This is a genomic window from Methylomonas montana (assembly GCF_030490285.1).
GTDB classification, from domain to species: Bacteria; Pseudomonadota; Gammaproteobacteria; order Methylococcales; family Methylomonadaceae; genus Methylomonas; species Methylomonas montana.
This window is the reverse complement of the sequence record NZ_CP129884.1, coordinates 3,545,542-3,571,431: the sequence shown is the minus strand read 5'-3', so window position 1 is coordinate 3,571,431 and position 25,890 is coordinate 3,545,542. Positions and strand designations below refer to the sequence as shown.

The window sequence follows — 25,890 nt, the reverse complement described above, 5'->3', positions numbered from 1 at the left end:
TTCACCGGGAAAATTATTATGAACAGACAGACACTGATAGCATCGGCCATATTTACCGCTTTGGTGGGTTGTGCCGCCGGGGCACCCAATCAGACAACTTTGCTCGACGGCGATTTACTGCTCTTAAAATAAGTTAAGCCATATTCATGAGATAATATTTCCATGAAATGTAAACGAGATTCAGACGGCCGGGAAATTGATCACCATACTCTGCAAGTGATGCGACAGCAGGCGGTCAAAGCGGTGAAAAATGGGCAGACGGCGGCCAGTGTGGCGGCAGCGATGGGCGTCAACATTCGCACGGTGTTTCGGTGGTTGTCCGACTTTGCAACCGGCGGTCAAAATGCCCTGCTGGCCAAGAAGATTACGGGCCGCCCACCGCTGGTGACGCCCGACGAAATGCGCTGGATCGCCGAGACCGTGCGGGACAAAACACCCTGGCAAATGAGACTGGAATTTGGCTTGTGGACCTTGTCGCTAATCGGGGAAGTCATCTATCGCCAGTTTGGCAAACGCCTGACCGCGCCGAGTGTGGGACGGATCATGCGGTTGCTGGGGTTTACCCCGCAAAAGCCCTTGTATCGGGCTTGGCAGCAGGACCCAGTCTTGGTGGAAAAATGGCAGGCCGACGAGTTTCCTGCCTTGAAAGCCGAAGCCAAACGCACGGGTGCTGTGATTTATTTTGCCGACGAAGCCGGCGTGCGCTCCGACTTTCATGCAGGCACCACCTGGGCGCCGGTCGGTCGGACGCCGACCGTGAAGGCGACCGGGCGGCGATACGGTTTGAATCTGATCTCTGCGGTCAGTGCGCGGGGCGATTTTCGCTTTATGGTCCAGGAAGGCAACGTCACCGCCGACGTGTTTATCGAATTCCTGAAACGTCTGCTGCGCGGTGCCGAACAGCCGATCATACTGGTCGTCGATGGCCATCCGATTCACAAGGCCAAGATCGTCAAAACGTTTGTGGAACAACAGCAAGGCCGGTTGCAGTTGGCCTTTCTGCCGCCATATGCGCCACAACTGAATCCGGACGAACAGGTCTGGGGCTATATCAAACCGCGCGTCGCCAAGCAAATGCCAGAAAATAAAATTGAATTAAAGAAACTCGTCCAATCCGCCATGCATCGCTTACAAAAACTCCCGCATGTCGTGAAATCTTTTTTCAGACACCCAGAATGTCAATATGCAGGTTAGTGACAATACTTTCTTTAAGAGCAGTAAGTACGAAACTGCCGGCTCCCGCTGCCGGCATTCCGTCCGAGCCGCTTTATTTTTCGACGCGGGAAGACGCCGAGAAGGCCTTGATAGGTTACAACTATGGACTGGAAACCCTCCCGGATGGCCGGGTACTAGCCTTTGTCTCGGGTCTGAATGGTTCTGGACTACAAAATCCCATAGAGGTAGTTCGCGCCAATTCGCAAAAGTCTTTATCCAAAGTCGATGATCTGGCGCAAGCCGATGCAACGGAAACGCCATTTCCACAAATTACGCTAAAAGAGAAACTCAATGGTCAAGCGGCAGTTGATGCGCTGGGAGACAGGCTGCCGTTAGTGGCAAAAGCATATGGCATGTCCGCCGAGCGTTTGGAAAACATTCTGAGAACGGATCAAACGGCCTGGATTGATGAAGGCGGAAGACTGCTTTATGTCGAGTCGGATACGAAACCGATTCCTAAACCAGAGCCCAAAGACACCAGCAATGACATCAACTCGGTCAATGCCACGACGGTAACTGACACCGCAACTTTTGCTTCTGTGGCGTCTTCAACTGCGGATCCTTTCACGCTGCATAGTAAACCCGGCGCTAGCCGAGTGATTTATCTGGATTTTAATGGCCATGTTGCGACTAATACCGCCTGGTATGGCGGGACTCTAAACGCCCAAGCCTTTGACACCGATGGCAATGCCAGCGCTTTTAGCAGTGCGGAATTGAATAATATAAGAGAAATCTGGCAGCGTGTCGCGGAAGACTACGCCCCGTTTGACGTGGACGTTACCACTCAAGAACCGGCTGCCGATGCACTGCAACGAACCAGCAGTACCGACACGCAATACGGTACGCGCGCGGTGATCACACATTCCATGCCTGAGTTGTGTAGCCAAGCGTGCGGCGGTGTGGCTTATGTCAACGTGTTCTCTTATTACTCATCCACCACGCCGGATCGTTATCAGCCGGCGTGGGCGTTCTTCGATAAATTAGGTAACGGCTATCCCAAATATGTCGCCGAAGCGGTATCGCATGAAGTAGGTCATAACCTGAATCTCAACCATGACGGCACCTCCACCGTTGGCTATTATTCCGGTCAAGGCAGCGGTGCAACTGGCTGGGCGCCTATCATGGGTGTCGGCTATTACCAACCCGTCACGCAGTGGAGCAAAGGCGAATATCCAGACGCCAACAATTTACAAGATGATGTCGCGGTGATTAGTGCGGCGGGCACGCCGTTACGCGCGGATGATTACTCCAGTACAACGGCAAGCGCTGCCCCGTTATCCGGTGATCCCGGCGCCGTGCTGCAAACGGGCATCATCGAAGGTAATGCCGATCTCGACGTGTTCACCTTTTTTACGGACGGCGGCAATGTGCAATTCAATGTCGATTCGGGATCGATAGCGCCTGATTTGGACCTCTCCGTAAAATTAATCGACAGCGCCGGTAACGCAATAGCCTCGGCCAATCCGGCCGATAGTTTGTCGGCATCATTGACCGCAAGCTTGAGCGCCGGCCAATATTTCCTGCAAATCGAGGGTGTTGGCTACGGCGATTTAACGACCGGTTACTCCGATTATGCCAGCTTCGGCCAATACCAAATTACCGGCAGCTATCCCAAAAGCGCGACGACATTGATGGCGCCGACAGCGGAGATTTCGGCTTTGCCAAGCTCTGGCGACGCTCCATTGACGTCATCATTTAACGGTACTGGCTCTAGCGATCAGGATGGCAGCATTGCCGGGTATGATTGGAATTATGGTGACGGTACCGCCAACGGCAGTACATCAATAGTAAGCCATGTTTACAACACGCCCGGCACGTATACCGCTACATTGACCGTTACCGATAATAGCGGTTTGAAAAATAGCAGTACGCAAACGATTAACGTGACTCAGGCGCCAACTGCAGTCAGCATGAAGGTGGGTAGCACCACATTAACCCGCAAGCTGCTCAGTAAAGGCAGGTCTCAATGTGTCGCAAATGTTGCGGTCAACTACGGCGCATCGACTGTTGCCAGCGCCACCGTTTACGGTTCGTGGAGCGGATCAGTGAAAACAAGTTCCGGTTATAAAGCCGTAACGGGTTCTACATCGGGCACTACTGGTGCCAATGGCACCGTCAATATCAGCAGCACGACCCTGCCAAGCAGCACGTCCGGCACCTGCGCCTTTACCGTAACCAATGTCGTCAAGAGTGGATACACTTACGACGGCAGTGGCCAAGTTGCAGGCAGCTTTTCCTGGTAAGCGATTGCCACTGAGAAGAAGGCGTGGATTCCACGCCTTCACGTAGTTGAAAAAATGGACTACTGAAGTGTCCCTTAAACTCCCTGTACCCGTCATTCCCGCGAAAGCGGGAATCCAGACCTGCGTATCAACAACGGCAAACTTGTTTGAGCAAAGAGTCAATTGCCATGGTGCGAAAAGGGGGCTTTGCACCATGCGCCTTTCCTGACACTTTCGTCGATCGCAGGCCTAAAAATACCTCTGCGATTCAAAATCAACTCGCGATCCGTTCGATCAAACCGGCTGGTTGAGGCGGTTTTCCAAAAAATCCAGGAAAGCGCGGGTCTTCGCCGGCATTAATTTTCGCCCGGGAAACACCAGCCAGGCGTCAGTCTGCGGCAGGCACCAGTCCGGCAGTATGCGCAACAGTTCTCCACTTTGCAGATACCCTTGGGTGTGAAAGCTCGGTGCGGCGACGATGCCTTGATGTTGCCGGGCCAGTCTGACGAGCAATTCAGGCGAATTGGCGGATATGCGCGCCGGCGGCAGCCCGGTCCAGTGTTGTTCGTCCCGGTGCAGGCGCCAGACTTGGGGTTCTCTGTTGCTTGTCAATAAATGCAGCGCGTCGTGGCTCAGCAAGTCTTCGGGATCTGTTGGGGTGCCATGTACACGCAAATACTCTGGCGATGCATACAGGCCGTATGTTTCCCGAAACAGGCGTTTTGCCGTTAGCGTTGTGTCGTCGTTCAGGTCTCCCATCCGGATGGCGAGATCGAAACTCTCGCCGAGCAGATCAACCCGGCGCGCGGATAAATCGATTTCCAACGCAATAGCCGGGTAGGTGTCGCTGAATTCGGCCAGCAGCGGCGCCAGGCATAGATTGGCAAAGTCATTGGGCATCGAGATGCGCAGCACGCCGCTGGGCTGGATTTGCCGATGCTGAGCCAACGCCATCGCCGCTTCGATTTCCTCGCTGACCTGTCGGCCGTGTTGCAGCAAGCGCAGACCAAATTCAGTCAGATTCAGTTGCCGGGTAGTGCGTTGCAGCAAGCGCTCGCCCAGCTGTTTTTCCAGATTGCTGATACGCCGCGACAAGGTGGATTTGGGTAGTCCAAGCGATTCGCCTGCTTTGGAAAAACTGCCGGCGTCAGCGATTTTGGCAAACAGCCACAGGTCGTTGGGTTCGATGTGCATAAATTGTTCCTCCAATGGAACAATGTTATCCATTTTCTGGTCTTCTGCCCAATATTCTGCAGGCGTATAGTCAGCCCAACTTCAAAACAATTGGGAGACTGACATGAACATTCTGCAAATCAATTCCAGCATCCGCGCCGAAAACGCTTATTCCAGCCGTCTGGCCGATACGCTGGTCGCTAGTTTGCGCCAGCAATTTCCTGCCGCGAGATTGGTGGTGCGCGACTTGGCGAAAACCCCACATCCATTGCTGGATGAAGCGGCTTTGATTGCGTTGAGTACGCCCGCCGAGCAGCGCAGCCCGGCACAAGCGCAACGCGTAGCGCTGGACGATGCCTTGATCGCCGAGATTCAACAAGCCGACACCGTGGTGTTGACCGCGCCCATGTATAACTTTGGGATTCCCGCGCAACTGAAAGCCTGGATAGATGCTATCGCCCGTGCGCGGGTGACGTTTCAATACACCGAAAACGGCGTGGAGGGCTTGCTAAAAAACAAGCAAGTCTATGTGATCCAGACCGCCGGCGGCAAACACAGCGGTACCGAGACCGATAGTCAAAGCGCTTATTTGCGTACCGTCTTGGGATTTTTAGGCATGACCGATGTCACTTTCATTTATGCGGAAGGTTTGGCGATGGGCGGCGATGCCGAACAATTGGCCTTGCAAGCCGCCGCTACCCAGATCGCCGCGTTGGCAGCCTAAATATCAATCGAACACAGGAGATCAGCCATGAACAATGAAACACGCAAAACCGATTTGGTACGCCGTTCGCGGGCTATCGAACAAATCGTGCTTGGCCACGCAACCTCGGATGGCGCCGGCGTAAAATTGACCCGCGTGCTGGGCCAAGCCCTGCAGCAACGTCTCGACCCGTTCTTGATGCTGGATGCCTTTGGCAGCGACAAACCTAACGACTACATCGCCGGGTTTCCTAATCATCCGCATCGCGGCTTTGAAACCCTGACTTATTTGGTCTCCGGGCGGATGCGGCATAGCGACAACGCCGGCCATCAAGGTTTGCTGGAAACCGGCGGCATTCAATGGATGACCGCCGGGTGCGGCATTATCCATTCGGAAATGCCCGAGCAAAAAGACGGCTTGCTGGAAGGCTTTCAATTGTGGATCAATCTGCCCGCTGCGGAGAAGATGCAGGCGGCGGGTTACCAGGATGTGCAAAGCGAGCAGATTCCGGAATGGGTCACGGCGGACGGCGTCAAGGTCAGAGTCATCGCCGGTGCCAGCCATGGCGTAATGGGGGCGATTCAACGGCCCAATACCGAACCGCTGTTTCTGGATGTGCATGTGCCGGCTGGCGTTAGTTTCAGTCAGTCTCTACCCATTGGACATAACGCCTTTTTCTACGTGTATCGTGGCGAGGTGGCGGTGGCTGAACGGTCGGTTTCCGCGCAACGGATGGCGGTTCTGAACAACAATGCGGCGGATGGCGTGATCTTGCAGGCCAAGCAAGACAGTCGCTTGATCCTGGTGGCCGGCGCGCCATTGCGCGAGCCGATAGTTCAGCACGGGCCGTTTGTGATGAATAGCCGCGAGCAAATCGAGCAGGCCATAGACGATTACCAGGCCGGTCGTTTTAACGTAGTGGCTTAGATTTTCAACGGGCAGAACACTTTATGGGAGCAGATACGATGAATTCGGCCAAGCCTGTCAACCATAACTTGCCGAGGATGCCAGCCTTATTCATCGGCCACGGCAGCCCGTTGAATGCGATTGAAGATAATGAGTTTAGCCGGGCCTGGGCAAAGCTGGGGCGGCGCCTGCCCAGGCCCAAGGCTATTCTGTGCATCTCTGCGCATTGGCAAACCGTGGGGATTCGGATTACCGGGATGCCGCAACCAAGGACCATTCACGATTTTTACGGCTTTCCGCAAGCCTTATTCGATTTTGAATATCCGGCGCCCGGCAAGCCGGCGTTGGCAGCGCGCATTCATGCGGTTATGCCGTCGATCCAGCTGGATCAGGATTGGGGTTTGGATCATGGTTGTTGGTCGATTCTGCGCCACATGTATCCGGATGCGGACATCCCAGTTCTGCAACTCAGTCTGGATAGCAATAAGTCGCCGGAACAGCATTATCAATTGGGAAAAGCGCTAGGCTGGCTGCGCGAGGAGGGCGTGTTGATCGTCGGTAGCGGCAATATCGTACATAACTTGCAGGCCGTGATTTGGCGGGACACCGCACATCATTGGGCCATCGCGTTTGCCGAACGGGTCAAACAGTTGATTGCGGACCGAGATCATCGCGCGTTAGCCAGATACCGGGAGATTACCGATTCAGCTTTAGCCATTCCTACAGACGAACATTTTTTGCCCTTGCTGTACATCCTGGGTTTGCAAACCCAGGATGAAGAGGCGACGTTCTTGACGGATAAAACCTCGCTGGGGGCTATTTCGATGTTATCGGTGCAAATTGACAGTTAGGTCTGCGCCAATTGCTTCCGGTATCGGGATATATTGTAGGGGCGAATTTATTCGCACTGCCTAATAGCCAATGGCTCAAGCAATCTCGCCCCGACAAGCTGGATCCCCAGGTAGGCGAGATAAGGATTTAATCGTTCTTCGCATCGGAAGGTTTAGCGCTGAACTCCTTGATCAGTGTGGTAAATTGCTTCAGCTGCGTAGCTATCCTACCGTTAAACGAGTCGGCCGGGTACTGGCCTTGCGCGTCGACTAAGCCCACTTCCATTTCACTCAATAAACCCAGCGCTTCATCGACATGGCTGACCGGGTAAATATGAAATTGTCCGGTTTGCGCGGCATGCACTACATCCCAGCGCAGCATTAGATGCGGGATATTGCTGGCCGGGATGATCACGCCTTGACTGCCGCTCAGACCGCGAGCCGCGCAAATATCAAAAAAGCCTTCGATTTTTTCGTTTACCCCGCCGATCGGCTGTACTTGACCCAGCTGATTCACGGAGCCGGTCATCGCCAGATCCTGGCGCAACGGCACTTGTGCCAGCGACGACAGAATCGCGCACAATTCCGCCAGGGACGCGCTATCGCCTTCCACATGGCCGTAGGATTGTTCGAACACCAGACTGGCGGATAGCGAAAACGGGCTGGTGCGGGCATAACGGGAGGCGATGAAGCTGGATAGAATCAGTACGCCCTTGGAGTGAATCGCCCCGCCCAGTTCGGTTTCCCGTTCGATGTCCACCACCTTGCCGTTACCCATCCGAGTGGTGGCGGTGATCCGCGACGGCTGACCAAAGCTGAACTCACCCAGTTGTAAAACCGACAAACCGTTGATTTGGCCGGCGACTTTGCCTTGGGTATCGATCATCACCGTGCCGCGCTGGATGGCTTCGTAAAGCCGCTCACGGAGTTTGTCCAAGCGGTGGGTTTTTTCGTCAATGGCTTGCTGAACATCGCTATTGGCGATCAGGGTATGGCCGTTTTCGGCGGCCCAGTAATCGGCTTCGGTCAACAAGTCCTTGATGCTGCGCAGATGGGTCAGCAGCTTTTCCGCATCCTCGGCCATCCGCGCGCTATGTTCGATGATTCTGGCCACGGCTTGTTGGCTGAGCGGCCGCAATTTTTCGCGGCGGGCGATGGTCGCCAGCAGGCGGGCGTATTCCAGGCTGTTGTTTTCTCGATTGACATGGCCGGCGAAGTCGGCGGCGACTTTGAAAAAGTCTTGAAATTCCGGGTCGTAAAAGCTCAACAGGTAATACAGCATCGGATCGCCGAGCAGGATGACTTTCACGTTTAGCGGGATCGGTTCCGGCTCCAACGACGAGGTGCTGATCAGACTCAAGGCTCGTTCCAGCGATTCGATGCGGATTTCGCCGGCGTGCAAGGTGCGTTTCAAGGTTTCCCAGGCGTAGGGTTGCATCAACACCTTACGGGCATCCAGGATCAGATAGCCGCCGTTAGCTTTGTGAAACGCGCCGGGCTTGATCATCGTAAAATCTGTCACCAGCGAACCCATTTGCGCCTGATGATCGATGCGGCCCAGTAGGTTGCCATGATTGGGTAAATCCTCGCAAATCACCGGCGCCGAGCGTTTGTGATTTAAATCCACCATCAGATTGACCTGATAGCGCTTGAACGGATTAGGGTCTTGCGGCAATTCCATGAAGGACAGCACCTTGTCGCTATGCGGAATAAAGTCACGGACATGGTCGATGATGTCTTGTTGCACCGCGCTGAGATAATCCAGCACCGCCTGATGCTTGGCGTATTTGTCCTTCAACTCGTCTATCGAATGATGTACCGCCAGTTCCGCGACTTCCCGGTTCAAGGCTTGCAGCTTGCGTTTGGTCTCCTTGCGCCATTGCGGAAATTTTTTGATGGCGTCCTGCACGCGCTCCTGTAACGCCAATACCGTATCGTGAAATTTATGCTGGCGGTCTTTATCCAGCTTATTGAACTGTTCCGGCGTCAGCGGTTCGTTGTTGTCGTCGGCCGGCAAAAACGCGTAACCGTTGGGCGTTTCCGTGAAAATGACATGCGCTTGTTCGGCTTCTTCGCGCAGTGTATTCAGTACCTCAATTTCCCGTTGACGGGATTGATTTTCCAGTTCGCCGGCGCGGGATCGATATTCATCGCCATCGAAGGCGGCCGGGATGCCAACGCTGAGCTCGTCGATCAACTCGGCCATGTCGTCTTGAAATCCCTTGCCTTCGCCCGGTTCCAGACGGATCGCCTTGGGTTTGGCCGGCTGTTTGAAATTATGCACATAACACCAATCGGACGGCACCGGCTGGCGGCCGGCTTCGTGCTCGGCGAGTTGCGTGATGATCGTCAGTTTGCCGGTACCGTCCGGGGCCATCGCAAAAATGTTGTAACCGCTTTTATTGATGCGTATGCCAAATTTGATCGCGGCTATTGCCCGGTCCTGGCCCAGCACGGTATCGGCATCGTCCAGCTCCTCGGTGGAGGTGAAACTTAACTGTTCCAGGTTGCACGGTTTATACAGCTGCGACGGTGCTAGCGGTTTGATTTTCATGGATTTAAATCCCTGTCCGTAAATGACTCGGTTATAGTTTTTGTTCGATTACGTTCTGAAATAGACGGCCTGGCCGAATACGGTTTCGATTGGGCTGCAGGCATGTTGCCGGATAAGCAAATCGAGGTCAAATGGCTTGGTGGCTATTTTGATGGCGGCGGAGTATCGATTGACGCATATTCGGCGCCGGAAGTGGCCGGCGGCGGCTTTCCGGCATAAAATCCACTCCTTAATCATCCTGCGGCGTTATCGATTGGCCTTTGGATCAACTGAAAATCAGCGCCCTAACATAAATAAATGGCTAAGGAACCTATGGCTATCAGTCCTCGCAAGCCCGCTGCAAACAATGGCGACATCGGCGCAGGACAAGCCGAAATAGACTTACGTGAATATGCGCTCGGCTGGCCCGATTACGAGTTGCTGGATGCCGGCGACGGCAAGAAGCTGGAGCGCTGGGGCGAAGTCGTTACCATCCGTCCCGATATCCAAGCCCATTTCAAACCGGGCTGGTCATGGTCCGATTGGCTGGATAGGGCGGATTGGGAATTCGAGGAGCTATCGTCCACCCAAGGCACTTGGAAAAACTTGAAACAGCAGGCTCCCGAGCACTGGGATATTGCCTATCAACAATTGCACTTCGGTTTGAAGCTCACCAAATTCAAACATGTAGGCCTGTTTCCGGAACAGCAAGCCAATTGGCGCTTTATCGCGGCACGGGTGAAACCTGGTCAAAAAGTGTTAAACCTATTTGCCTATACCGGTGCGGCATCGCTGGTGGCCCGTGCCAATGGCGCGGAGCTGGTGCATGTGGATTCGGTCAAGCAGATGCTGGGTTGGGCTAACGAAAATAGGGAGCGCAGCGGACTAACCGACATCAAATGGGTGCTTGAAGATGCGTTGAAATTTGCCAAGCGCGAACTGAAACGCGGCAATCGCTACCACGGCATCATCATGGACCCGCCGGCCTGGGGCCTGGGCGCCAAGGGCGAAAAATGGAAATTGGAAAATCATCTCGCCGACTTGATCGAAACCGCGCGCGGCTTGATGCATCCGGGCGCGTTTTTAATCCTGAATACCTACTCGCCGAAAGTGGATTTGGCGGATTTGCAAAACGCCGCCGAGCAATGTTTCGCTAAGAATCAGATCGAAATCAAACAACTCTGGATGCAGACAAAAACCGGCAAGGCCTTGTTTTACGGTAATTTATTGCGGGCGATCAGATAGCGGCGACGGATTGTTCAGCCCATTCTATCGACTTACCCGTTTTTACGGCTAAAGAACCCAATGCTGCAGAGTTTGAATCGGATGCCGCAGCGGCGCATGCATATCCGGCGTTTGGGTGATGCCACTACCGCCGTCGCCGGAACCGACGATGTGGGTATGGCAATCCCACCAGTCGGCCGGATTGATGCCTTGCCAGGCCGCGGTTTCCAAGGCCGATGCCGGCGTTCCGGCTGGATCGAGACATTGATTGTTCAACCGGAACAGCGCCGCCGCCGGCGTGCTGGTGGTCGCCAGACTAGCAGCGGCCAGTTTTAGGAAACGGCGGCGGGCGCGGTTGGGGGTGGTGTCGGTATAACTTACGGAAAATGACTTCATGTCGGTGCTGGTTTGTCTCGGTAAGATTCGGGAAATCGTCGGAGAGGCGCAGGCCCAGCGCTGTTTAGAGTGCTCGACATTTTCGACAGTCTGTTCGCTGATATCGATTCCTTAGTGTTATACGGCGGCATTCATCGCATGCTGGTGTAACGTTTCGTTTAAGCCAAGATCGATTTGCGCTTAGCGCTTGGCCCATTGTTTCATGATGGCTTTGCATTCCTTGTCGAGGTCTTCCTGCATCGTCGAGAAGGCTTCGACGATGGCTTCAATGCGGTTTCTGTAGTATTTGGGCTGGTTAAGATAATCAAATGTCATAACTTGAGATTCTAGCAAGAGTCATGCTTCCAGCAAGAATTAAAATTGTCTTAGGTGCACGCGGAGCCGGCTTTTGATCTCAAAGAGATTGAGGTTGGTGATGAGTACCCGTCTCAAGCGGTAATTAATGGGTCGGTCAATTCCTGATAATTCGGAAATGCCGAATCAAAGCTGATGAGTTTATTTTGATTGACGATGCTGGTGGCGATGATGAGCCGGTCCGCTGGGTCTTTGTGATGTTCGGGGAAAATGCCGGCCAAGTGGGCGATTTCGCTGGTAATGGGGATTACTTGAATATCGGAGCCATGCAACGCCGCATCAAGCCATTGATTGAGCGGAACAGGCAATTCAATGCGTTGGCGTTTTTGCAACAGAATGACTTCTCAAATCGAAATTGCCGAAACGGCAATAGTCTCGCTGGTTTCTATTATCTCGACGATAACGTCCGGCAACGGGTCGTTACCAACTGGCCAGCGAACCCAAATGTGCGTATCCAACAGTATCAATTCAGAGCGTCCCATTCACTCTCGGTTGCGGCGGGTGCCATGATATCGCCAACGATTTTGCCTTTCCTGGCTATCAGCGTAGAAGGCTTGCGTCTCTTTGGCGGTGGAGGAGACTGATTCAGTACCAGGAAGATGGTTTCCAATCGCGCATTGGGCGGCAATTTGGGTATTTGCAGCAATTTGCCTTGTTGATCGGTTTCTAAAATGATTTTCTCGGCGTGCATGGATTTAATTCTTGGTTGGTAAAACCTTGGCATGCGCCGAGCGGTCTTATTTTGCATCTTGTCGTTGCTAGAGGTAACGCAACTGCGAATGCGCCGATTGCTGCTCGGCGCATCCATGTCCAGACAAATCTATTCGTCGTCCTGGCAGCCAAAATGATACTGATAATCCGCCATCGCGCGCTTGATCACCTCGTGGGCCTCTTCGCGGCCGTAGACGTGAGTGATTTCGCAGACGCTTTTCTCGCTGGGCAGATGTTTGTAGGTGAGGAAGTAATGTTTCAGGCGGTTGATATAGGATTCCGGGCAGTCGGAGACATCGCGCCATTGCCGATAGAACTCGTCGCCTTTCATCACCGCGATGATCTTGTCGTCGGCTTCGCCGCCGTCCAGTAAGCGGAATCCGCCGATCGGAATCGCTTGCAGCAGGATGTCGCCGTGGGTCACGCTGCGTTCGCTCAATACGCAAATATCCAAGGGATCGCCGTCGCCCTTGCTGACCGGGCGGCCGGACCGGGCGGCGGCGTAATCGGCGGTTTTTTCCGCGCAATAACTGCGCGGGATGAAGCCGTACAGCGTCGGAATCATGTTGGAGAATTTCTGCGGCCGGTCGATTTTCAGATAGCCGCTTTCCTTGTCGATTTCGTATTTAACGGTATCGGATGGGACGATTTCGATGAAAGCGGTGACGATGTCTGGCGTGTTGTCGCCGGGGGAAATGCCGTGCCAAGGGTGTGCTTTGTGTTGAATATTCATCTAAAGTTTTCTGTGTTAACGGAAATAGTTGCGAGGGATTATGACGATGGTGGGGACGCTACCCAAGCGATTCAAGGCTAATACTAGCATTGGATGCGGCTTGGGTAGCCATTCTTGCGGCCGGCGGGGTGAGTTTATTGCTCGACGGCGACCGTGGCGGGTTTACGTTTTAGGTCTTTATTCAGGCGTTGCAGACGTTTGATCATTTCTTTTTTCATCTGCTCGCGGCCTATCGAATGTTTCAGGCTGCTGCCCATGCCGGCGACTTGGTCGGTGGAGCTGCGGATCGAATAAAACACCAGTGTGCCGTCTTTATACGGTAAACCGCCGGCCACTACATGGCTGGAGTTGTAGGAATGGCCGACGTAGAACTGCCGGGAGACGATAATGCCGCCGGCCTCGCCGGTGACCATCACGCGGTGATTGAGGATGGCGGTGGGCCGGTCTTCGACCCGGCGATTGAGCCAGCTGAATTGCTCGGTGGCATTGGCCGGCAGCGTGGCCGGATAATTGAGCCAAGCTTGTTGCAGTTCCGGAAAATAGCGCGCCCAGGCTTTGCTGTTGACGGCGTCGTTGCGCAATTCGGCGGCTGGGTCGGCACTGCCGTCGTCTCGGCTGTAGGCAGGGATGCCGGCCAGGCCGCTTTTACGGTAGACCTGCAAGCGTTGCAGCAGAAATTCCCGATATTTTTGATTGGCGGTTTTCAGCAGGGTTTTGTTGTCGGCGTTTTCCAGTCCGGCTTTCAGGCTTTGCAAACTGTCGAATTCGCTTTTGGATAGATTGAATTCGTCGCCGGGCTCGGCTTCTAAAAAGGCTTTGGCCTCGTCGAGCTGCTTGTCGGTAAAGCCGAATTTCTTGAAGGCGTCGATGCCGGCGTTATCGGTGAGTGCGCCGCTGGCGATGATGTCGCTCTCGCCGGCATTGAGTTTGCCGCTTTTGATGTAATCGACGATTTGCGGCAAGGCCACCGGAATGATCATCGCCACGCCGATCGCCAGTTCTTTTTGACTGGTTTCGCTGACATCGTAGCCGACGATTTCGCCGCGTTCCAGCTGGGCGAATTGCGCCGACTCGATGCCGAAATTTTGCAGGGCTTGTTGCGGGCTGGGCGTGTCCTGGGCAGAAGCCGGTAGGCTGAATAACGCGCCACTCAGTAACACGGCCTTGAAACGGATTAGGTCGATGCGCATAAATACTCCTAGAAAATTTGGCATAAGTTGGATAGTAGCCAATTTGGCGGGTTTTTGCCAAAAGCGTTCAATATCCGATGCGCTCAATCCACCGATTTGTCGGAAGCGAACAGTTTGGAAATGCTGGAATCAGCGCGGGTTGCCGATCTTGCCGCCGGTTTTGTCGAGGTTTGTGCCGATGGCTGCGCTTCCGTATCGAACAATAGGACAAATTCAGCGGCGGGCAGCGGTTTGGAGAACAAATAGCCTTGACCATAATCGCAGCCGGCCGCCGTCAGCAGATCCAGCTGTTGTTGGGTTTCAATGCCTTCGGCGATTACTTGTAGCCCCAGTTTGTGCGCCATCACGATGATGGCCTCGCACAAGGCATGGTCGCTGGAACCGGCGGCCAAATTGCGGGTAAAGGATTGATCGATCTTCAGATAATCGATATCGAATTTTTTCAAATAGGATAGCGAGGAATAACCGGTACCAAAGTCGTCGATCGCCACCTGGATACCGGCGTCGCGATAGGCGTATAAATGTTCACGCACGGTGCTGTCCGCGTCCAGCAACAGGCTTTCGGTAATTTCAACGACGATGCTTTGCCCGGACATGCCTTGTTGTTGTAGATAACTGATCCAGTCGTTGCCACCTTCAGCGCTACGGATGAATTGTACCGGCGATTTATTCACCGCAATTTTAAAGTTCGCTTGGTAGTTGGCGCGCCATTCGGCTGCCTGCGTCGCCGCGGTGTGAAATACCCAGTTGCCGATATCGACGATCAAACCGGTTTCTTCCGCAAGCGGTATGAATTCGACTGGACTGATCATGCCGCGGCTGGGATGTTGCCAGCGAATCAGCGCTTCGGCTTTGTGGATATGGCCGCTATTCAACGCGACGATCGGCTGATAAACCACCCGAAATTGCTGTTGGGCAAGCGCCTGACGTAAATCGTTGGTCAAGCGCATCCGGTTTTGCGCGGCTTGTTCCATTTCTAGGGTAAAGTAACTGTAACGGTTGCGGCCCTGTTGTTTGGCGGAATACATGGCTTGGTCGGCGTTTTTGACCAATTGCTCGGCCTCTTTGGCGTCTTGTGGATATAGTGTGATGCCGATGCTGGCCGAGATATAGGCTTGCTCATCGCCTAGGCGGAACGGATCGGCAAGCTTTCGCAAGATCGCCTGCGCTACTCGGTCGGCGCTGACGCCCGAGTCCAGATCGCCTAGTATGATGGTAAATTCGTCGCCGCCCAGGCGGGCCACGGTGTCCACCTTGCGTACGCAACTGAGGATGCGTTTGGCGGTTTCTTGCAACAATGTGTCACCCATGCCGTGGCCCAGGGTGTCGTTGACTTCCTTAAAATGATCCAGATCCAGCAGCATCACCGCCAGGCTGTTGCCGTCGCGCTGGGCTTTGTTGATTTCCTGGCTCAAACGGTCCTGGAACATGCGCCGATTGGCCAGGTCGGTGAGCGGATCAAAGTTAGCCTGCCGCCAGATGGTTTGTTCGACCTGCTTTTGCTCGGTGATTTCCGAGAACATGCCCACACGGCGTTCCACGCTGCCATTGCTGCCATAAATGGTGTTGATCACCAGCCACTCGTGGTAAATCTCGCCGTTTTTGCGTTTGTTCCAGATTTCGCCCTGCCAATGCCCGGTGAGCGCCAGCGAGTGCCACATCGGTTGATAGAAATCCGGGTCATGACGGCCGGATTTCAGCAGATTGGTGGATTGACCGATCGCGTCCAGTTCCGTGTAGCCGGTTAGGCGGGTAAATGCCTCATTGATGGCAATGATGCGATTATTCGCATCCGCCACCATCACGGCCTCGCCGATGGCCTGATAGATCATCGCCATCAACTGCATTTCGTGTTCAACCCGTTTGCGTTCGCTAACATCCAGCACCGAGACGATGATGGCCCGCTGATTATCGATATCGATGGGCGTTAGACTGATCTCCACTGGAAATTCGCTGCCGTCGCGGCGCAAGGCTTTCAAGTCGCGGCTGGCATTCATCGGTCTGGCCTTGTTATCGCTCACGAAATGCGCGCGTTGCCGGTCGTGGCCGGGTCGGGCGGCATGCGGCACCAGGCTGTCGACTTTGGTGCCGATCAACTCGTCAAGCGGATAGCCAAATATCCTCGCGGCAGGTGAGTTGGCCAGTTTGATGTTGCCGTTAGCGCCGACCAGCAACATTGCTTCCGGCGAGCCATCGACAATCTTGGCGAGTTGGGTCCATTCCAACTGCTTGCGTTCGGTAATATCGGTCTGAGTGCCGATCATGCGCTGGGCTTTGCCGTTCGCATCGCGGCTGACTACCAGGCCGCGAGTCAGGATCCAGCGCCATTGCTGATTGGCTTGTCTGACCCGATGTTCGTTGTGGAAGCGCGCGCTACGGTTTTCCAGATGCGCCTGTAAATCGGCCATCATCCGGGCATGATCTTCCGGGTGTATGGTGTCTTGCCAATTGCGGTAATTGTAGTTTCGATCCTGCTCGTTCAAACCCAGGATTTCCATGCAGCGCGGCGAATAAAATGCTTTGCCGGTCGCCAGATCCCAGTCCCAAACGCCGTCGCCGCCGCTTTCCAACGCAAACTTCCAGCGCAGCTCGCTTTCTTGCAGCATTTTCTCCGCTTGTTTGCGTTCGCTGATGTCGGAGGAGATGCCGCACACCGCATAAATTTCGCCTTGCGGATTGCGTAATGGAAATTTATGCGACAAATAAATGCGGGTTTCGCCGTTCCAATGAGAGACTTGTTCTTCAAATATCCGTGCTTGACCGGTATTCAATACCAGGAAATCGTTCTCACGAAGTGCGCGGGCTTGGTCTGGCGGAAACAGATCAGTATCGCGTTTGCCTCTGATAGTCTCATTGTCGATGTTGAACAGCTTTTCGAATTGGCGGTTGATCAGCAGATAGGTTCCGTTCCGGTCCTTGCTGTAAATGACCGCGGGTGTGTTGTCGAGAATGCTTTGGAAGCGCGATTCGCTGGCCGACAGGGATTTGCCGAATTCAATGTGCAGCGACTCATCGTTAATCAGCTCGATCACGCCGACGATACGTTCCTGTTCGTCGCGCAACGGCATTTGCACTGTGCTGATCCAGATGCCTGTGCTGGACATAAAGGGGGCATGACTGACGGTTTCTCCGGCTAGTGCTTTTTGCATGCCTTGGGGCAGCGTGGTTTTCGCTAGCCAGGGAAACACATGCAGCGGCGACTTGCCCAAGCACTCGGCTTCGGCGATGCCGCTGAGCTTTTCCATAAAGCGATTCCACAGTTTGAAGCGGCCGTGAATATCGTAGACTACCACGCCTTCCTGTAACGATTGCAGAATTTGCCGATTGAAGTCGCTAATGGCTTTTATGTTCTGTTCGGCGTGTTTATGTTGCACAAAGGCCAGCGCCAGTGGAATCCCTATGCTGGACATCATCAACAGGAACGACCAATGCAGTATCAATCCGGTTTCGCCACTGTCGGCTGCAAAATAGCCGACTTGCAGAATGACGCTGAACATACTTTGCAGCGTGACCATGCCTATCAGAATCAAGGTGCCGTGCAAGCCAAAATGCAGCGCGCCGTAGACCAAAAAGGCGAACATATAAAATGCTTTACCATAGTGGCCAAGATCAAACGGCCATTGCAAAAAGACCATTTGTCCTATCAGAAATGCCGTAAGCAAATAAATCGCCATGTGCCAGGCTTGTAGCCGACTCCAGACGAAGCTGATAGGTTGCCGCCACATCAGAATCAACGGCGCCACGATGGTGATGCCCAGCGTATCGCCCATCCACCAATAGGCCAGGTTGCTTGGCCATTGCCGTTCCGATATAGCGCCGGAATACCATAAGGCCGAGGAACCGATGATGGCGGCGATACCGGAAGCTAACCCCGCTGCAAATAACCAGCGCAGGTAATCGCGCGGCTGTTGCAGCTTGCTAGCCAGCGTCCCCAGCAAATAGCAAACGGCCAAGGCTTCCAGGGTATTGCCACCCGCTATCGGCAAAGCTTGCGCAACCGAACTGCCTGCCCATAGATTGCCGGCCAATGCGCCGAGGAATACGCCGGGCCAGAGTTTTTTGCCGTCCAAGAGCAAAGCTGCCAGCGCGATGCCGCTGGAGGGCCAGATGACGGAAACCAAATAATTTGCCGCAAAAAACGCCAACACCAGTTTCGCGACTAGCGCATAGACAATGGCCAATCCTACTATTCTGGCGCCGGCACGGGTCAATAAATGTCGCAATGGATTATCTTTTTGTAGGTTAATGCTTACAGAAATCAGGAGAATAGGCCGGCCAGTTTATCTCATGAAATACCATGTGTTGTCACGGGTTGAGTGTCTGTAATGTAAGGACGTAATCAATATCTGGAAATCGGTCGCGGAATGCTGTTGATGAAGGGGATAGAGATAGAGGTATAGCGCGGCAGTTGTGGTCCCTGGAACTAACAAGCTAGTGTGGCATGGCGAAAATTATGCTCCCAAATTTGCTACTTCCACCGCCACTTTTAATTCATGGTTTTGACCGCCGAAAATCACCCCTTTCAAAGGCGTCACGTCGCTATAGTCGCGGCCCCAAGCGACGATGATATGTCGGTCGCCGGGCAGTTGGTTGTTGGTAGGGTCGAAATCCATCCAGCCCAGATCCGGCAAGTACACTGAGAACCAGGCGTGCGAGGCGTCGGCGCCGACCAGTTTTTTCTTACCCGGCGGCGGCAAGGTTTCGATGTAACCGCTGACATAGCGAGCTGCCAGGCCTTGCGAGCGGATGCAGCCGATGGCGAGGTGGGCGAAGTCCTGACAGACCCCGCGCCGGTGTTCCAGCACGGTGGCCAAAGGCGTGGCAAGATTGGTGAATTCCGGGTCGAAGGTGAAGTCGCGATGGATGCGTTGCATCAGGTCGTGTATCGCTTCGATCAGTGTTTTGCCGGGGGAGAACGAGGCTTGAGCGTAATCGGCCAGATCGGCATCGGCGGCGATGAACGGCGAGTCCAGTGCGTATTGCCTGGCTTCCAGCGTAGGTTCGCTCCTGTCGGTCCTCAGCGTTTCCTTGACCGCCTCCCAACTCATGCCGTGGCTGAAGTCCAGCTGCACCGGCTGCGGAAACACCTGCACTTCGCTCACCGCGGTGACCAGGAATTCCCGATGCGGTTCGCGGATCGAAAACCAGACCACCTGATTGCCGAAAAAATCGGTTCGGGTCCGATAATCGCTGGGTTGGGGGGCGATGCGCAGGCTCGAACTTAGCAATTGCTGGTTGGGGCAGGGGCGCGGCTGCATCCGGACTTCGTTATAGGACAATCCTACCGGCTGGTGATAGCGATATGTGGTGGTATGAGTGACTCGATAACGCATGGGGCTTCCTTAAGACAGCGATTGCGGCGCGTCCCCGTGCCGAAAATAGGTAGACGTCAGGGTATCGGACAGCGCGGCCAACAGCGCGTAGATTTTGCCGAGATGTTGATCGAGCGTTTCGCGGATGCCGGCTTCGGATACGCTCAGCAAGTCTTCGATATTGGCGATATTCAGAATACAGCTGGCCTCCAACAATAGCCGCTCCGCTGGGCTGATCCGGCGCTTGTCGGTTTCGCGCGGCAGTTTGCCGACATGCTCCTGCAGTCGGTTGATTTGATAGGCCAGCGAGCGCGGGTTATTCGGGTCCATCAACAATAATTCCAGAAACGATCCCAGTTCCAGATTACTGCGGTAATGCTGGCGGTAGCAGATCAGATTATCGCTGGTGTCCAATAAGGATTCGATCAAGCGGGTTTCCGCCGCTTCGCTTTGCGCCATCGCAAATGCGGTTCTTAATACCGAAACTAGCTGCAAGCCGCGCTCCAGCCGCCGGCCGATGTCCAGAAACAGCCAGCCGTTACCGCGCGTCATGCTTTCCATCACCAAGCCGCTGAACGCCGATAAGGTGGTAATCAACTGGTCCATCTGTTCCTGCATCGACCATAAACCGGTTTTGCCTAGCCGCCGGGCTTCGGTGATTTGTTCCTCGATCTCGTCTATCACCCGCCAGGTGTCGGACGACCACAAATCGCGCACCGCATAACCCGATTGTGCCATTCTGGCCACGGTGTTGGCCAAACTGCCAATACGGTTTTCGGCCGTCACCACCGCCAGCAGTTCGGTTTCGGGTGCTTGTAGCAGACTATCGTTATCCTCGGCAAAAAATCCGGGGTAGGTGCCGGTCATACTGGTCACGCAACACAGCAGAGTCTGAAGGCTGTGTTGGTAATCCGGATTATCGCAGTCGGGATTGATGAACAGTTTTTTGATGGTGGCGCGCAGCAGGCGCACGCCGCCTTCCGCGCGTTCGGCATTGCGGCCCACCCAGAAAATATTGTCCGCTGCCCGGCTGGGCAGAGCGTTGCCGTGGTTAGCCACTCCGCTGTTGCTCTGTTTGGCCTGGATCGCAGCGTGTTGCGGCTCGGTGGCGATCACCCAGGTGTCCTTGCTGATGCTGCCCATTTGGCTGGTGATCAACATGTCGCCGTATTGCGGGGCGCTACGGGTCAAGCCGCCCGGCAGCAAGGCATAGCCGTCGGCGCGCGCCACCATGAAACAACGCAGCAGCGTGGGGCGTGGTTCGTAGCCGCAGGCAATCAACGACGGTACCGTGGAAAAGCTCTCATATTCCTGACCCACGTACATGGCCGGTCGGGCGCGGATTCGCTCGCGCCAGGTCGCCAACTGCGTCCGGCTGAGTTGATGGCCGAACACCGAGTGTTCGCCAGGTTTGCGGTAGATCGGTTTGATCACCAGCCGTTCCAAATTGGCCAGCACATAATTCAGTTCGCGGGCCTGGCCGCACCACCAGGTGGCGATCGAGTTCAGTTTCAGCGCTTGGCCGAGGAAGTGTTTGGCGATCCCAGGCAGGAAGGGCATGATTCCGGGATTTTCCAGCACGCCGCTGCCCAGCGGATTGGCGATGGCGACATTGCCGCGTCTGGCGACGTCCAACAAGCCGGGGACGCCCAGTCGGGAGTCTTCGCGCAATTCCAAGGGGTCGCAGTAATTGTCGTCGACCCGGCGCACAATCACGTCAACCCGTTGCAGACCGACTAGCGATTTCAGCCAGACATAGCCGTCGCGGACGGTCAGGTCGTCGCCTTGTACCAAGGGATAACCTAGATAAGAGGCTAAATAAGCATGTTCAAAGAAGGTTTCGTTCAGCGGGCCGGGGGTTAGCACTACGATGCGCGGGATTTCGGCGTCGCTGGGGGCGATGGCGTTCAGGCCGGCGCGCAGAGATTGAAAGAAACGCGCCAGCCGGTGGACATGCGTGTCGCGGAACAGACTGGGCAAGACGCGCGACATCGCCATCCGGTTTTCCAGTGCATAGCCGGCGCCCGAGGGTGCTTGGGTGCGGTCGCCCAATACCCACATTTTTTTGTCCGGGCCACGGGCCAGGTCGGTGGCGTACAACACCAGTTGATGTTGGCCTGGCAGGAACACTTGATCGCAAACCCGCAGGAAGCCGCCGTGGTTATAGATTAGTTCCAGCGGTAGCAGGTTTTTCTTGATCAACTCGCGTGGACCATATAAGTCTGCCAGGATCAGGTTCAACAGTTCGGCGCGTTGCAATAAGCCGGCCTCGATATCGAACCATTCGTCGCCGGACAATAGTAGCGGTACCGGGTCGAGTTGCCAGGGACGGTTGATGCCGTCCGGATCGCCGTAGACGTTGTAGGTGACGCCGTTTTCGCGCAGCAGTTTCAGGGCTTCCAGGTGGCGTAGCCCGACTTCTCGTGGCCCGAGTTGCTGCAAGGCCTGCATCAGATGCGCCCAATGCGGCCGCACTCGGCCGGTCTCGTCCAACATTTCGTCGTAGATGCCTGGGTCGAGGGGATATCCCGGCGCGAAAGCTTCTGGTGTACTTAGCGTTTTCATAAGGCTTAGTTTGCCGGTTTGTTGGGTATTGCGCAATTTATCAAACTTGATCGCGATTCGGCGTTTATGCCGAATCGGATTCCAGGCAGGGGTTGATGTTTTGAATGAGGTATCGGGTTGCTGCTAACGGGCTTTGCATGGGACAAATGCAAACGCAAAAACCATGCCGTGAAGCGTGCGACTAACTCGTGAGTCCCGGCTTCGACAATAGTCCAGGGCGATTGGCCTGGAGCGGTACTGATGTCCAAAGCGATCAGTAGCTGGTCGGCACAGATCAAACCAGCGGATGGGCCTATTTATCCGATTGTTTGGGTAGCGTCCTTGAAACTTGGCATTGCTATTGCTTTAGGGGTATCAACCCATTAGAACCGGCTTGCTTCGAAATGGTGCAGTACTTTTCGCACCATTATCGAGCATATCCGCACCATAAAAGCAATGCTCAAGGATGTAAACAATATGGCTACGCAATCGATTTGGGCGCAGTACAGCGCCGACAAGGCTTACGACGAAATGATAGCAGCGGGCGGCAAGTCTCGTGACGCCTGCGCCAGTTTGAGTCAATACCTACAATCCTTGGGCATGGAAGCCATTAAAGGCCGATTGTCGGCGGCGGAAGCGGCGATCATGGAGATGGGCATCACCTTCACGGTTTACAGCGACGAAGGCAATATCGATCGGGCGTGGCCGTTCGACATTATTCCGCGCTTGATCGATTTTCAGGAATGGAAAATCGTCGAAACCGGCCTGAAGCAACGCCTGAAAGCCTTGAATTGCTTCATAAACGATATTTATAACGAACAACAGATTATCAAGGATGGCCTGGTGCCGGCCGAACTGATCGCCAGTTCCAGCAATTTCCGTCAGGAATGTCTGGGCATGCGACCTAAGTTCGGCAGTTGGGCCAATATCTGCGGTAGCGATCTGGTACGGGCCGGCGACGGTAAGCTGTATGTGTTGGAGGACAATTTACGGGTGCCGTCCGGTGTGTCCTACATGATCGAAAACCGGGTGATTACCAAGCGGATATTTCCGGAGTTATTGGAAAATCTGAATATTTTGCCGGTGGACGATTACCCGACCCAATTGTTCGAGATGCTGGCTTCACTGGCGCCCAAGCCTGACGACACGCCGCAAATCGCGGTTTTGACACCGGGCATCTACAACTCCGCGTATTTCGAACACGCTTTCTTGGCCCAGCAAATGGGCGCGGAGCTGGTGGAAGGCGGTGACTTGCTGGTCAAGGACGACGATTGCGTCTATATGCGCACCATCAAGGGCTTGGAGCAAGTCGATGTGATTTACCGGCGCATCGACGACTTGTTTCTCGACCCGGAAGTGTTCCATAAGGACTCGGTGTTGGGCGTCAAGGGCTTGATGCGGGCGTGGAAGGCCGGCAATGTGGCCTTAGCAAATGCGCCAGGTGCTGGCGTGGCGGATGACAAAGTGGTGTATGCCTACGTGCCGGAAATGATTCGGTATTATCTAAACGAAGAACCCATCCTGCCCAATGTACCGACTTATCTATGTAGCGACCCAGAGCAATGTGCCTATGTGTTAGCGCATTTGCCGGAACTGGTGGTGAAGCCGGCCAACGAATCGGGCGGCTACGGTATGTTGGTCGGTCCTCACGCTACGCAAAAGGAGATCAGGCATTTTCATAAGTTGATCCAGGATAATCCGCGTAATTACATCGCCCAGCCGACCTTGGCTTTATCGACTTGCCCGACACTGTGTGGCGACAAACTGGAACCTCGGCACATCGATTTGCGGCCCTTTATCTTGCAAGGCGAGAACAGCTTTGTCACCGCCGGCGGCTTGACCCGCGTGGCGCTGCGGGCCGGTTCGCTGGTGGTGAATTCTTCGCAGGGCGGTGGCAGTAAAGACACTTGGATTATCAATAGGGAGCAATAAGATGTTATCGCGATCTGCCGAACGTTTGTACTGGATGGCGCGTTATCTGGAACGCACCGAAAACACTGCCCGCCTGATCAGCGCCACGATGCATTTGATTTACGATCTGCCTTATGGGGTGGAACTGGGCTGGCGCAATCTGCTGAACATTTGTGGCGTGGAAGAGGCGTTTTACCAGCGCTTTAAAAATCCCAGCGAGCAAAATGCAACCCGTTTTTTGCTGGCCGATATGAATAACCCTGGCTCCTTGCTGGCTTCGCTGTCATTTGCCCGCGAGAATATCCGCACCAGCAGGGAACTGATGCCCGACGAAGCCTGGCAGCAAGTCAACGAGATGTATCTGTATGCCAACAATAATCTGGATAGCCTGTCCAACCGCAGGGGTAGGGCCTTGTTTTTGCAGGAAATCATGGCTGGTTGCCAGCGTTTTACCGGTTTTATGGCCGGAGCGATGAGTCTTAGCGACAGTGCCCGGTTTATCTGTATCGGTCGTAATCTGGAACGGGCCGACATGACCAGCCGGATCATGGATTTCGGCACCGTATTGCTGGCGGAAAATCGTAGCGACAAGATGCGCGAGTACGAGACGATGTTGTGGATTAATGTCTTAAAGTCGCTGAGCGCGGTGCTGATGTACCGCAAACATGTACGCAACCGGATTAAGGGCGAGGATGTATTGAATTATCTGTTAAAAAATCCGGATTTTCCCAGGGCGGTGCTGCATTGTCTGGAAGAAATTACGCACTGCATCAAGCGCTTGCCGCATGCTGTCGAGTTGTATCCACATCTGGAACAGCTGGAACAACATTTGTTGGCTATCGATATTCAGCAGGCCTCTCCGCAACAATTGCATCAGGTGTTGGATGGCTTGCAGAGCCAGTTCGACGATTTGCATCGACAGATAGCCGCGACGTGGTTTTTTAATAACCATGAAGCTTGACGTGGCTGCCGAGAGTCGGCACGGGTAAGTATCATGGGTTTTCCCGATGCGGTGCGCCAGTCCTTGCGCCTCTAAAGATGGGGTGCAAGGACTGGCAGATCGTGTTTTGTATGGGTGGCTGCCGCTTGAATCGGGATGGCCAACGCCTTTTACACTGATTTATATACTGCCCGGTAACGGCCTTGAATCATTCTTACTGAACTGCGGTAAGGTTGCAAACGCTTCTTTTAGTTTCTCGTGCCACATCCGCCGCAGTTGAATCAAATACTCGTTGTCTTCCTGAAAACAATAATACTCATCCAGCGCCAGGGTGTCCCTGTGGTAAATCAACAGTTCCACCGGCGCACCGACGCTGGCGTTGCTGCGCATGGTCGAGTCCATCGAGATCAAACAGCAGCGGCCGGCTTCCTGTAGCGAGGTGTCGATTTTGATGAAGCGATCCAATACCGGTTTGCCGTATTTGTTTTCGCCGATTTGCAGGTAGGGGGTTTGCCGGGAGGTGGTGATGCAGTTGCCTTCCGGATAAACCAAATAGGCGCCATGAGGCTCTTGGCCGATTTGGCCGGCCAGGATAAAAGTGGCGGAAGGGTTGAAACTGCTTTGACCGGCGTCGACATGGCGGCGTTGTTTTTCGACGCTGATTTTGCCGATATAGTCCGCCGCTTCCGACAAGTAACGTACGCTATCCAGATTGACTTCGGTTTCTTCCTTGATGTCGCGTTTCAACTGGTCGATCACGGCCTGGGTGGTGGCCAAGTTGCCGGCGCTGAGTAGGACGATCTTACGGTCGGCCGCCGTGGTAAAAGCATGCATTTTGCCGTAGATGCTGACATTGTCGATGCCGGCATTGGTTCTGGAATCCGAGGTTAATACCAGTCCGTCCTTTAGAGAGACAGCGATACAGTAAGTCATACGCTCTGCGCCTGGAAATGGGTTGTTGGCAGTGTACTAAAGATGCGGGATAAAGGCCAA

The 25,890-nt window shown here is 54.4% G+C and carries 20 protein-coding genes; 8 read left to right on the top strand and 12 right to left on the bottom strand.

Annotated features, from left to right (window positions below; genetic code table 11):
• Nucleotides 1-162: 162 nt before the first annotated feature.
• Both QZJ86_RS16460 and QZJ86_RS16455 read left to right on the top strand, forming a co-directional pair.
• Nucleotides 163-1,194, top strand: a complete 1,032-nt coding sequence (locus QZJ86_RS16460; RefSeq protein WP_301671563.1) for an IS630 family transposase — start codon at nt 163-165, stop codon at nt 1,192-1,194.
• Nucleotides 1,194-3,458: a PKD domain-containing protein gene (locus QZJ86_RS16455; RefSeq protein ID WP_301671562.1), complete on the top strand. Its 2,265-nt coding sequence runs from the start codon at nt 1,194-1,196 to the stop codon at nt 3,456-3,458. The genes QZJ86_RS16460 and QZJ86_RS16455 overlap by 1 nt, the downstream gene beginning before the upstream one ends.
• Before the next feature lie 273 nt (nt 3,459-3,731).
• Here QZJ86_RS16455 and QZJ86_RS16450 read toward each other — a convergent pair whose 3' ends face one another.
• A complete protein-coding gene (locus tag QZJ86_RS16450) occupies nt 3,732-4,664 on the bottom strand; it encodes a LysR family transcriptional regulator (RefSeq protein WP_301671561.1) in 933 nt (310 codons plus the stop codon).
• 70 nt (nt 4,665-4,734) lie between these two features.
• Here QZJ86_RS16450 and QZJ86_RS16445 point away from each other — a divergent pair, with 70 nt between their 5' ends.
• The 3 genes from QZJ86_RS16445 to ygiD are packed head-to-tail and all read left to right on the top strand — an operon-like array spanning nt 4,735 to nt 7,070.
• Nucleotides 4,735-5,334: an FMN-dependent NADH-azoreductase gene (locus QZJ86_RS16445; protein ID WP_301671560.1), complete on the top strand. Its 600-nt coding sequence runs from the start codon at nt 4,735-4,737 to the stop codon at nt 5,332-5,334.
• A gap of 27 nt (nt 5,335-5,361) precedes the next feature.
• Complete coding sequence (locus QZJ86_RS16440) at nt 5,362-6,240, top strand: pirin family protein (RefSeq protein WP_301671559.1); 879 nt, start codon at nt 5,362-5,364, stop codon at nt 6,238-6,240.
• A 38-nt stretch (nt 6,241-6,278) separates the two neighbouring features.
• A complete protein-coding gene (gene ygiD / locus QZJ86_RS16435) occupies nt 6,279-7,070 on the top strand; it encodes a 4,5-DOPA-extradiol-dioxygenase (RefSeq protein WP_301671558.1) in 792 nt (263 codons plus the stop codon).
• Between the two features lie 127 nt (nt 7,071-7,197).
• Here the strand turns inward: ygiD and QZJ86_RS16430 are convergent, their stop codons facing one another.
• Nucleotides 7,198-9,603 carry a Lon protease family protein gene (locus QZJ86_RS16430; protein ID WP_301671557.1) on the bottom strand — a complete coding sequence of 802 codons (2,406 nt, stop codon included), beginning with the start codon at nt 9,601-9,603 and terminating at the stop codon, nt 7,198-7,200.
• 297 nt (nt 9,604-9,900) lie between these two features.
• On the opposite strand from QZJ86_RS16430, the gene QZJ86_RS16425 reads away from it, so the two are divergent.
• A complete protein-coding gene (locus QZJ86_RS16425) occupies nt 9,901-10,827 on the top strand; it encodes a class I SAM-dependent methyltransferase (RefSeq protein WP_301671556.1) in 927 nt (308 codons plus the stop codon).
• Nucleotides 10,828-10,875: 48 nt separating this feature from the next.
• On the opposite strand, the gene QZJ86_RS16420 is transcribed toward QZJ86_RS16425, so the two are convergent.
• The 9 genes from QZJ86_RS16420 to QZJ86_RS16380 all read right to left on the bottom strand — a co-directional run bounded on the left by QZJ86_RS16420 (nt 10,876) and on the right by QZJ86_RS16380 (nt 22,067).
• A complete protein-coding gene (locus tag QZJ86_RS16420; protein WP_301671555.1) occupies nt 10,876-11,202 on the bottom strand; it encodes a hypothetical protein in 327 nt (108 codons plus the stop codon).
• Between the two features lie 180 nt (nt 11,203-11,382).
• Nucleotides 11,383-11,517, bottom strand: a complete 135-nt coding sequence (locus QZJ86_RS16415; RefSeq protein WP_301671554.1) for a DUF2130 domain-containing protein — start codon at nt 11,515-11,517, stop codon at nt 11,383-11,385.
• A 113-nt stretch (nt 11,518-11,630) separates the two neighbouring features.
• Complete coding sequence (locus tag QZJ86_RS16410; RefSeq protein WP_301671553.1) at nt 11,631-11,888, bottom strand: type II toxin-antitoxin system VapC family toxin; 258 nt, start codon at nt 11,886-11,888, stop codon at nt 11,631-11,633.
• A gap of 131 nt (nt 11,889-12,019) precedes the next feature.
• Nucleotides 12,020-12,304, bottom strand: a complete 285-nt coding sequence (locus tag QZJ86_RS16405) for a hypothetical protein (RefSeq protein ID WP_301671552.1) — start codon at nt 12,302-12,304, stop codon at nt 12,020-12,022.
• A gap of 72 nt (nt 12,305-12,376) precedes the next feature.
• Nucleotides 12,377-13,000 (bottom strand): inorganic pyrophosphatase, encoded by a 624-nt coding sequence (locus tag QZJ86_RS16400; RefSeq protein ID WP_301671550.1) that lies wholly within the window; start codon nt 12,998-13,000, stop codon nt 12,377-12,379.
• A 134-nt stretch (nt 13,001-13,134) separates the two neighbouring features.
• A complete protein-coding gene (locus tag QZJ86_RS16395) occupies nt 13,135-14,190 on the bottom strand; it encodes a hypothetical protein (RefSeq protein WP_301671548.1) in 1,056 nt (351 codons plus the stop codon).
• Nucleotides 14,191-14,273: 83 nt separating this feature from the next.
• Complete coding sequence (locus tag QZJ86_RS16390; RefSeq protein ID WP_301671547.1) at nt 14,274-18,413, bottom strand: EAL domain-containing protein; 4,140 nt, start codon at nt 18,411-18,413, stop codon at nt 14,274-14,276.
• Between the two features lie 228 nt (nt 18,414-18,641).
• On the bottom strand, nt 18,642-19,523 hold the full coding sequence (locus QZJ86_RS16385) for a transglutaminase family protein (RefSeq protein ID WP_301671545.1): 882 nt from the start codon (nt 19,521-19,523) through the stop codon (nt 18,642-18,644).
• A 9-nt stretch (nt 19,524-19,532) separates the two neighbouring features.
• A complete protein-coding gene (locus tag QZJ86_RS16380; RefSeq protein ID WP_301671544.1) occupies nt 19,533-22,067 on the bottom strand; it encodes a circularly permuted type 2 ATP-grasp protein in 2,535 nt (844 codons plus the stop codon).
• A 456-nt stretch (nt 22,068-22,523) separates the two neighbouring features.
• On the opposite strand from QZJ86_RS16380, the gene QZJ86_RS16375 reads away from it, so the two are divergent.
• Both QZJ86_RS16375 and QZJ86_RS16370 read left to right on the top strand, forming a co-directional pair.
• Nucleotides 22,524-23,978, top strand: a complete 1,455-nt coding sequence (locus tag QZJ86_RS16375; protein ID WP_301671543.1) for a circularly permuted type 2 ATP-grasp protein — start codon at nt 22,524-22,526, stop codon at nt 23,976-23,978.
• A gap of 1 nt (nt 23,979) precedes the next feature.
• The gene (locus QZJ86_RS16370) at nt 23,980-24,918 is read left to right on the top strand and encodes an alpha-E domain-containing protein (RefSeq protein WP_301671542.1); all 939 of its coding nucleotides are present in this window, start codon (nt 23,980-23,982) and stop codon (nt 24,916-24,918) included.
• A 159-nt stretch (nt 24,919-25,077) separates the two neighbouring features.
• Here the strand turns inward: QZJ86_RS16370 and QZJ86_RS16365 are convergent, their stop codons facing one another.
• Nucleotides 25,078-25,830, bottom strand: coding sequence for a peptidase (locus QZJ86_RS16365; protein WP_301671541.1), 753 nt, complete (start codon nt 25,828-25,830; stop codon nt 25,078-25,080).
• Nucleotides 25,831-25,890: the final 60 nt, after the last annotated feature.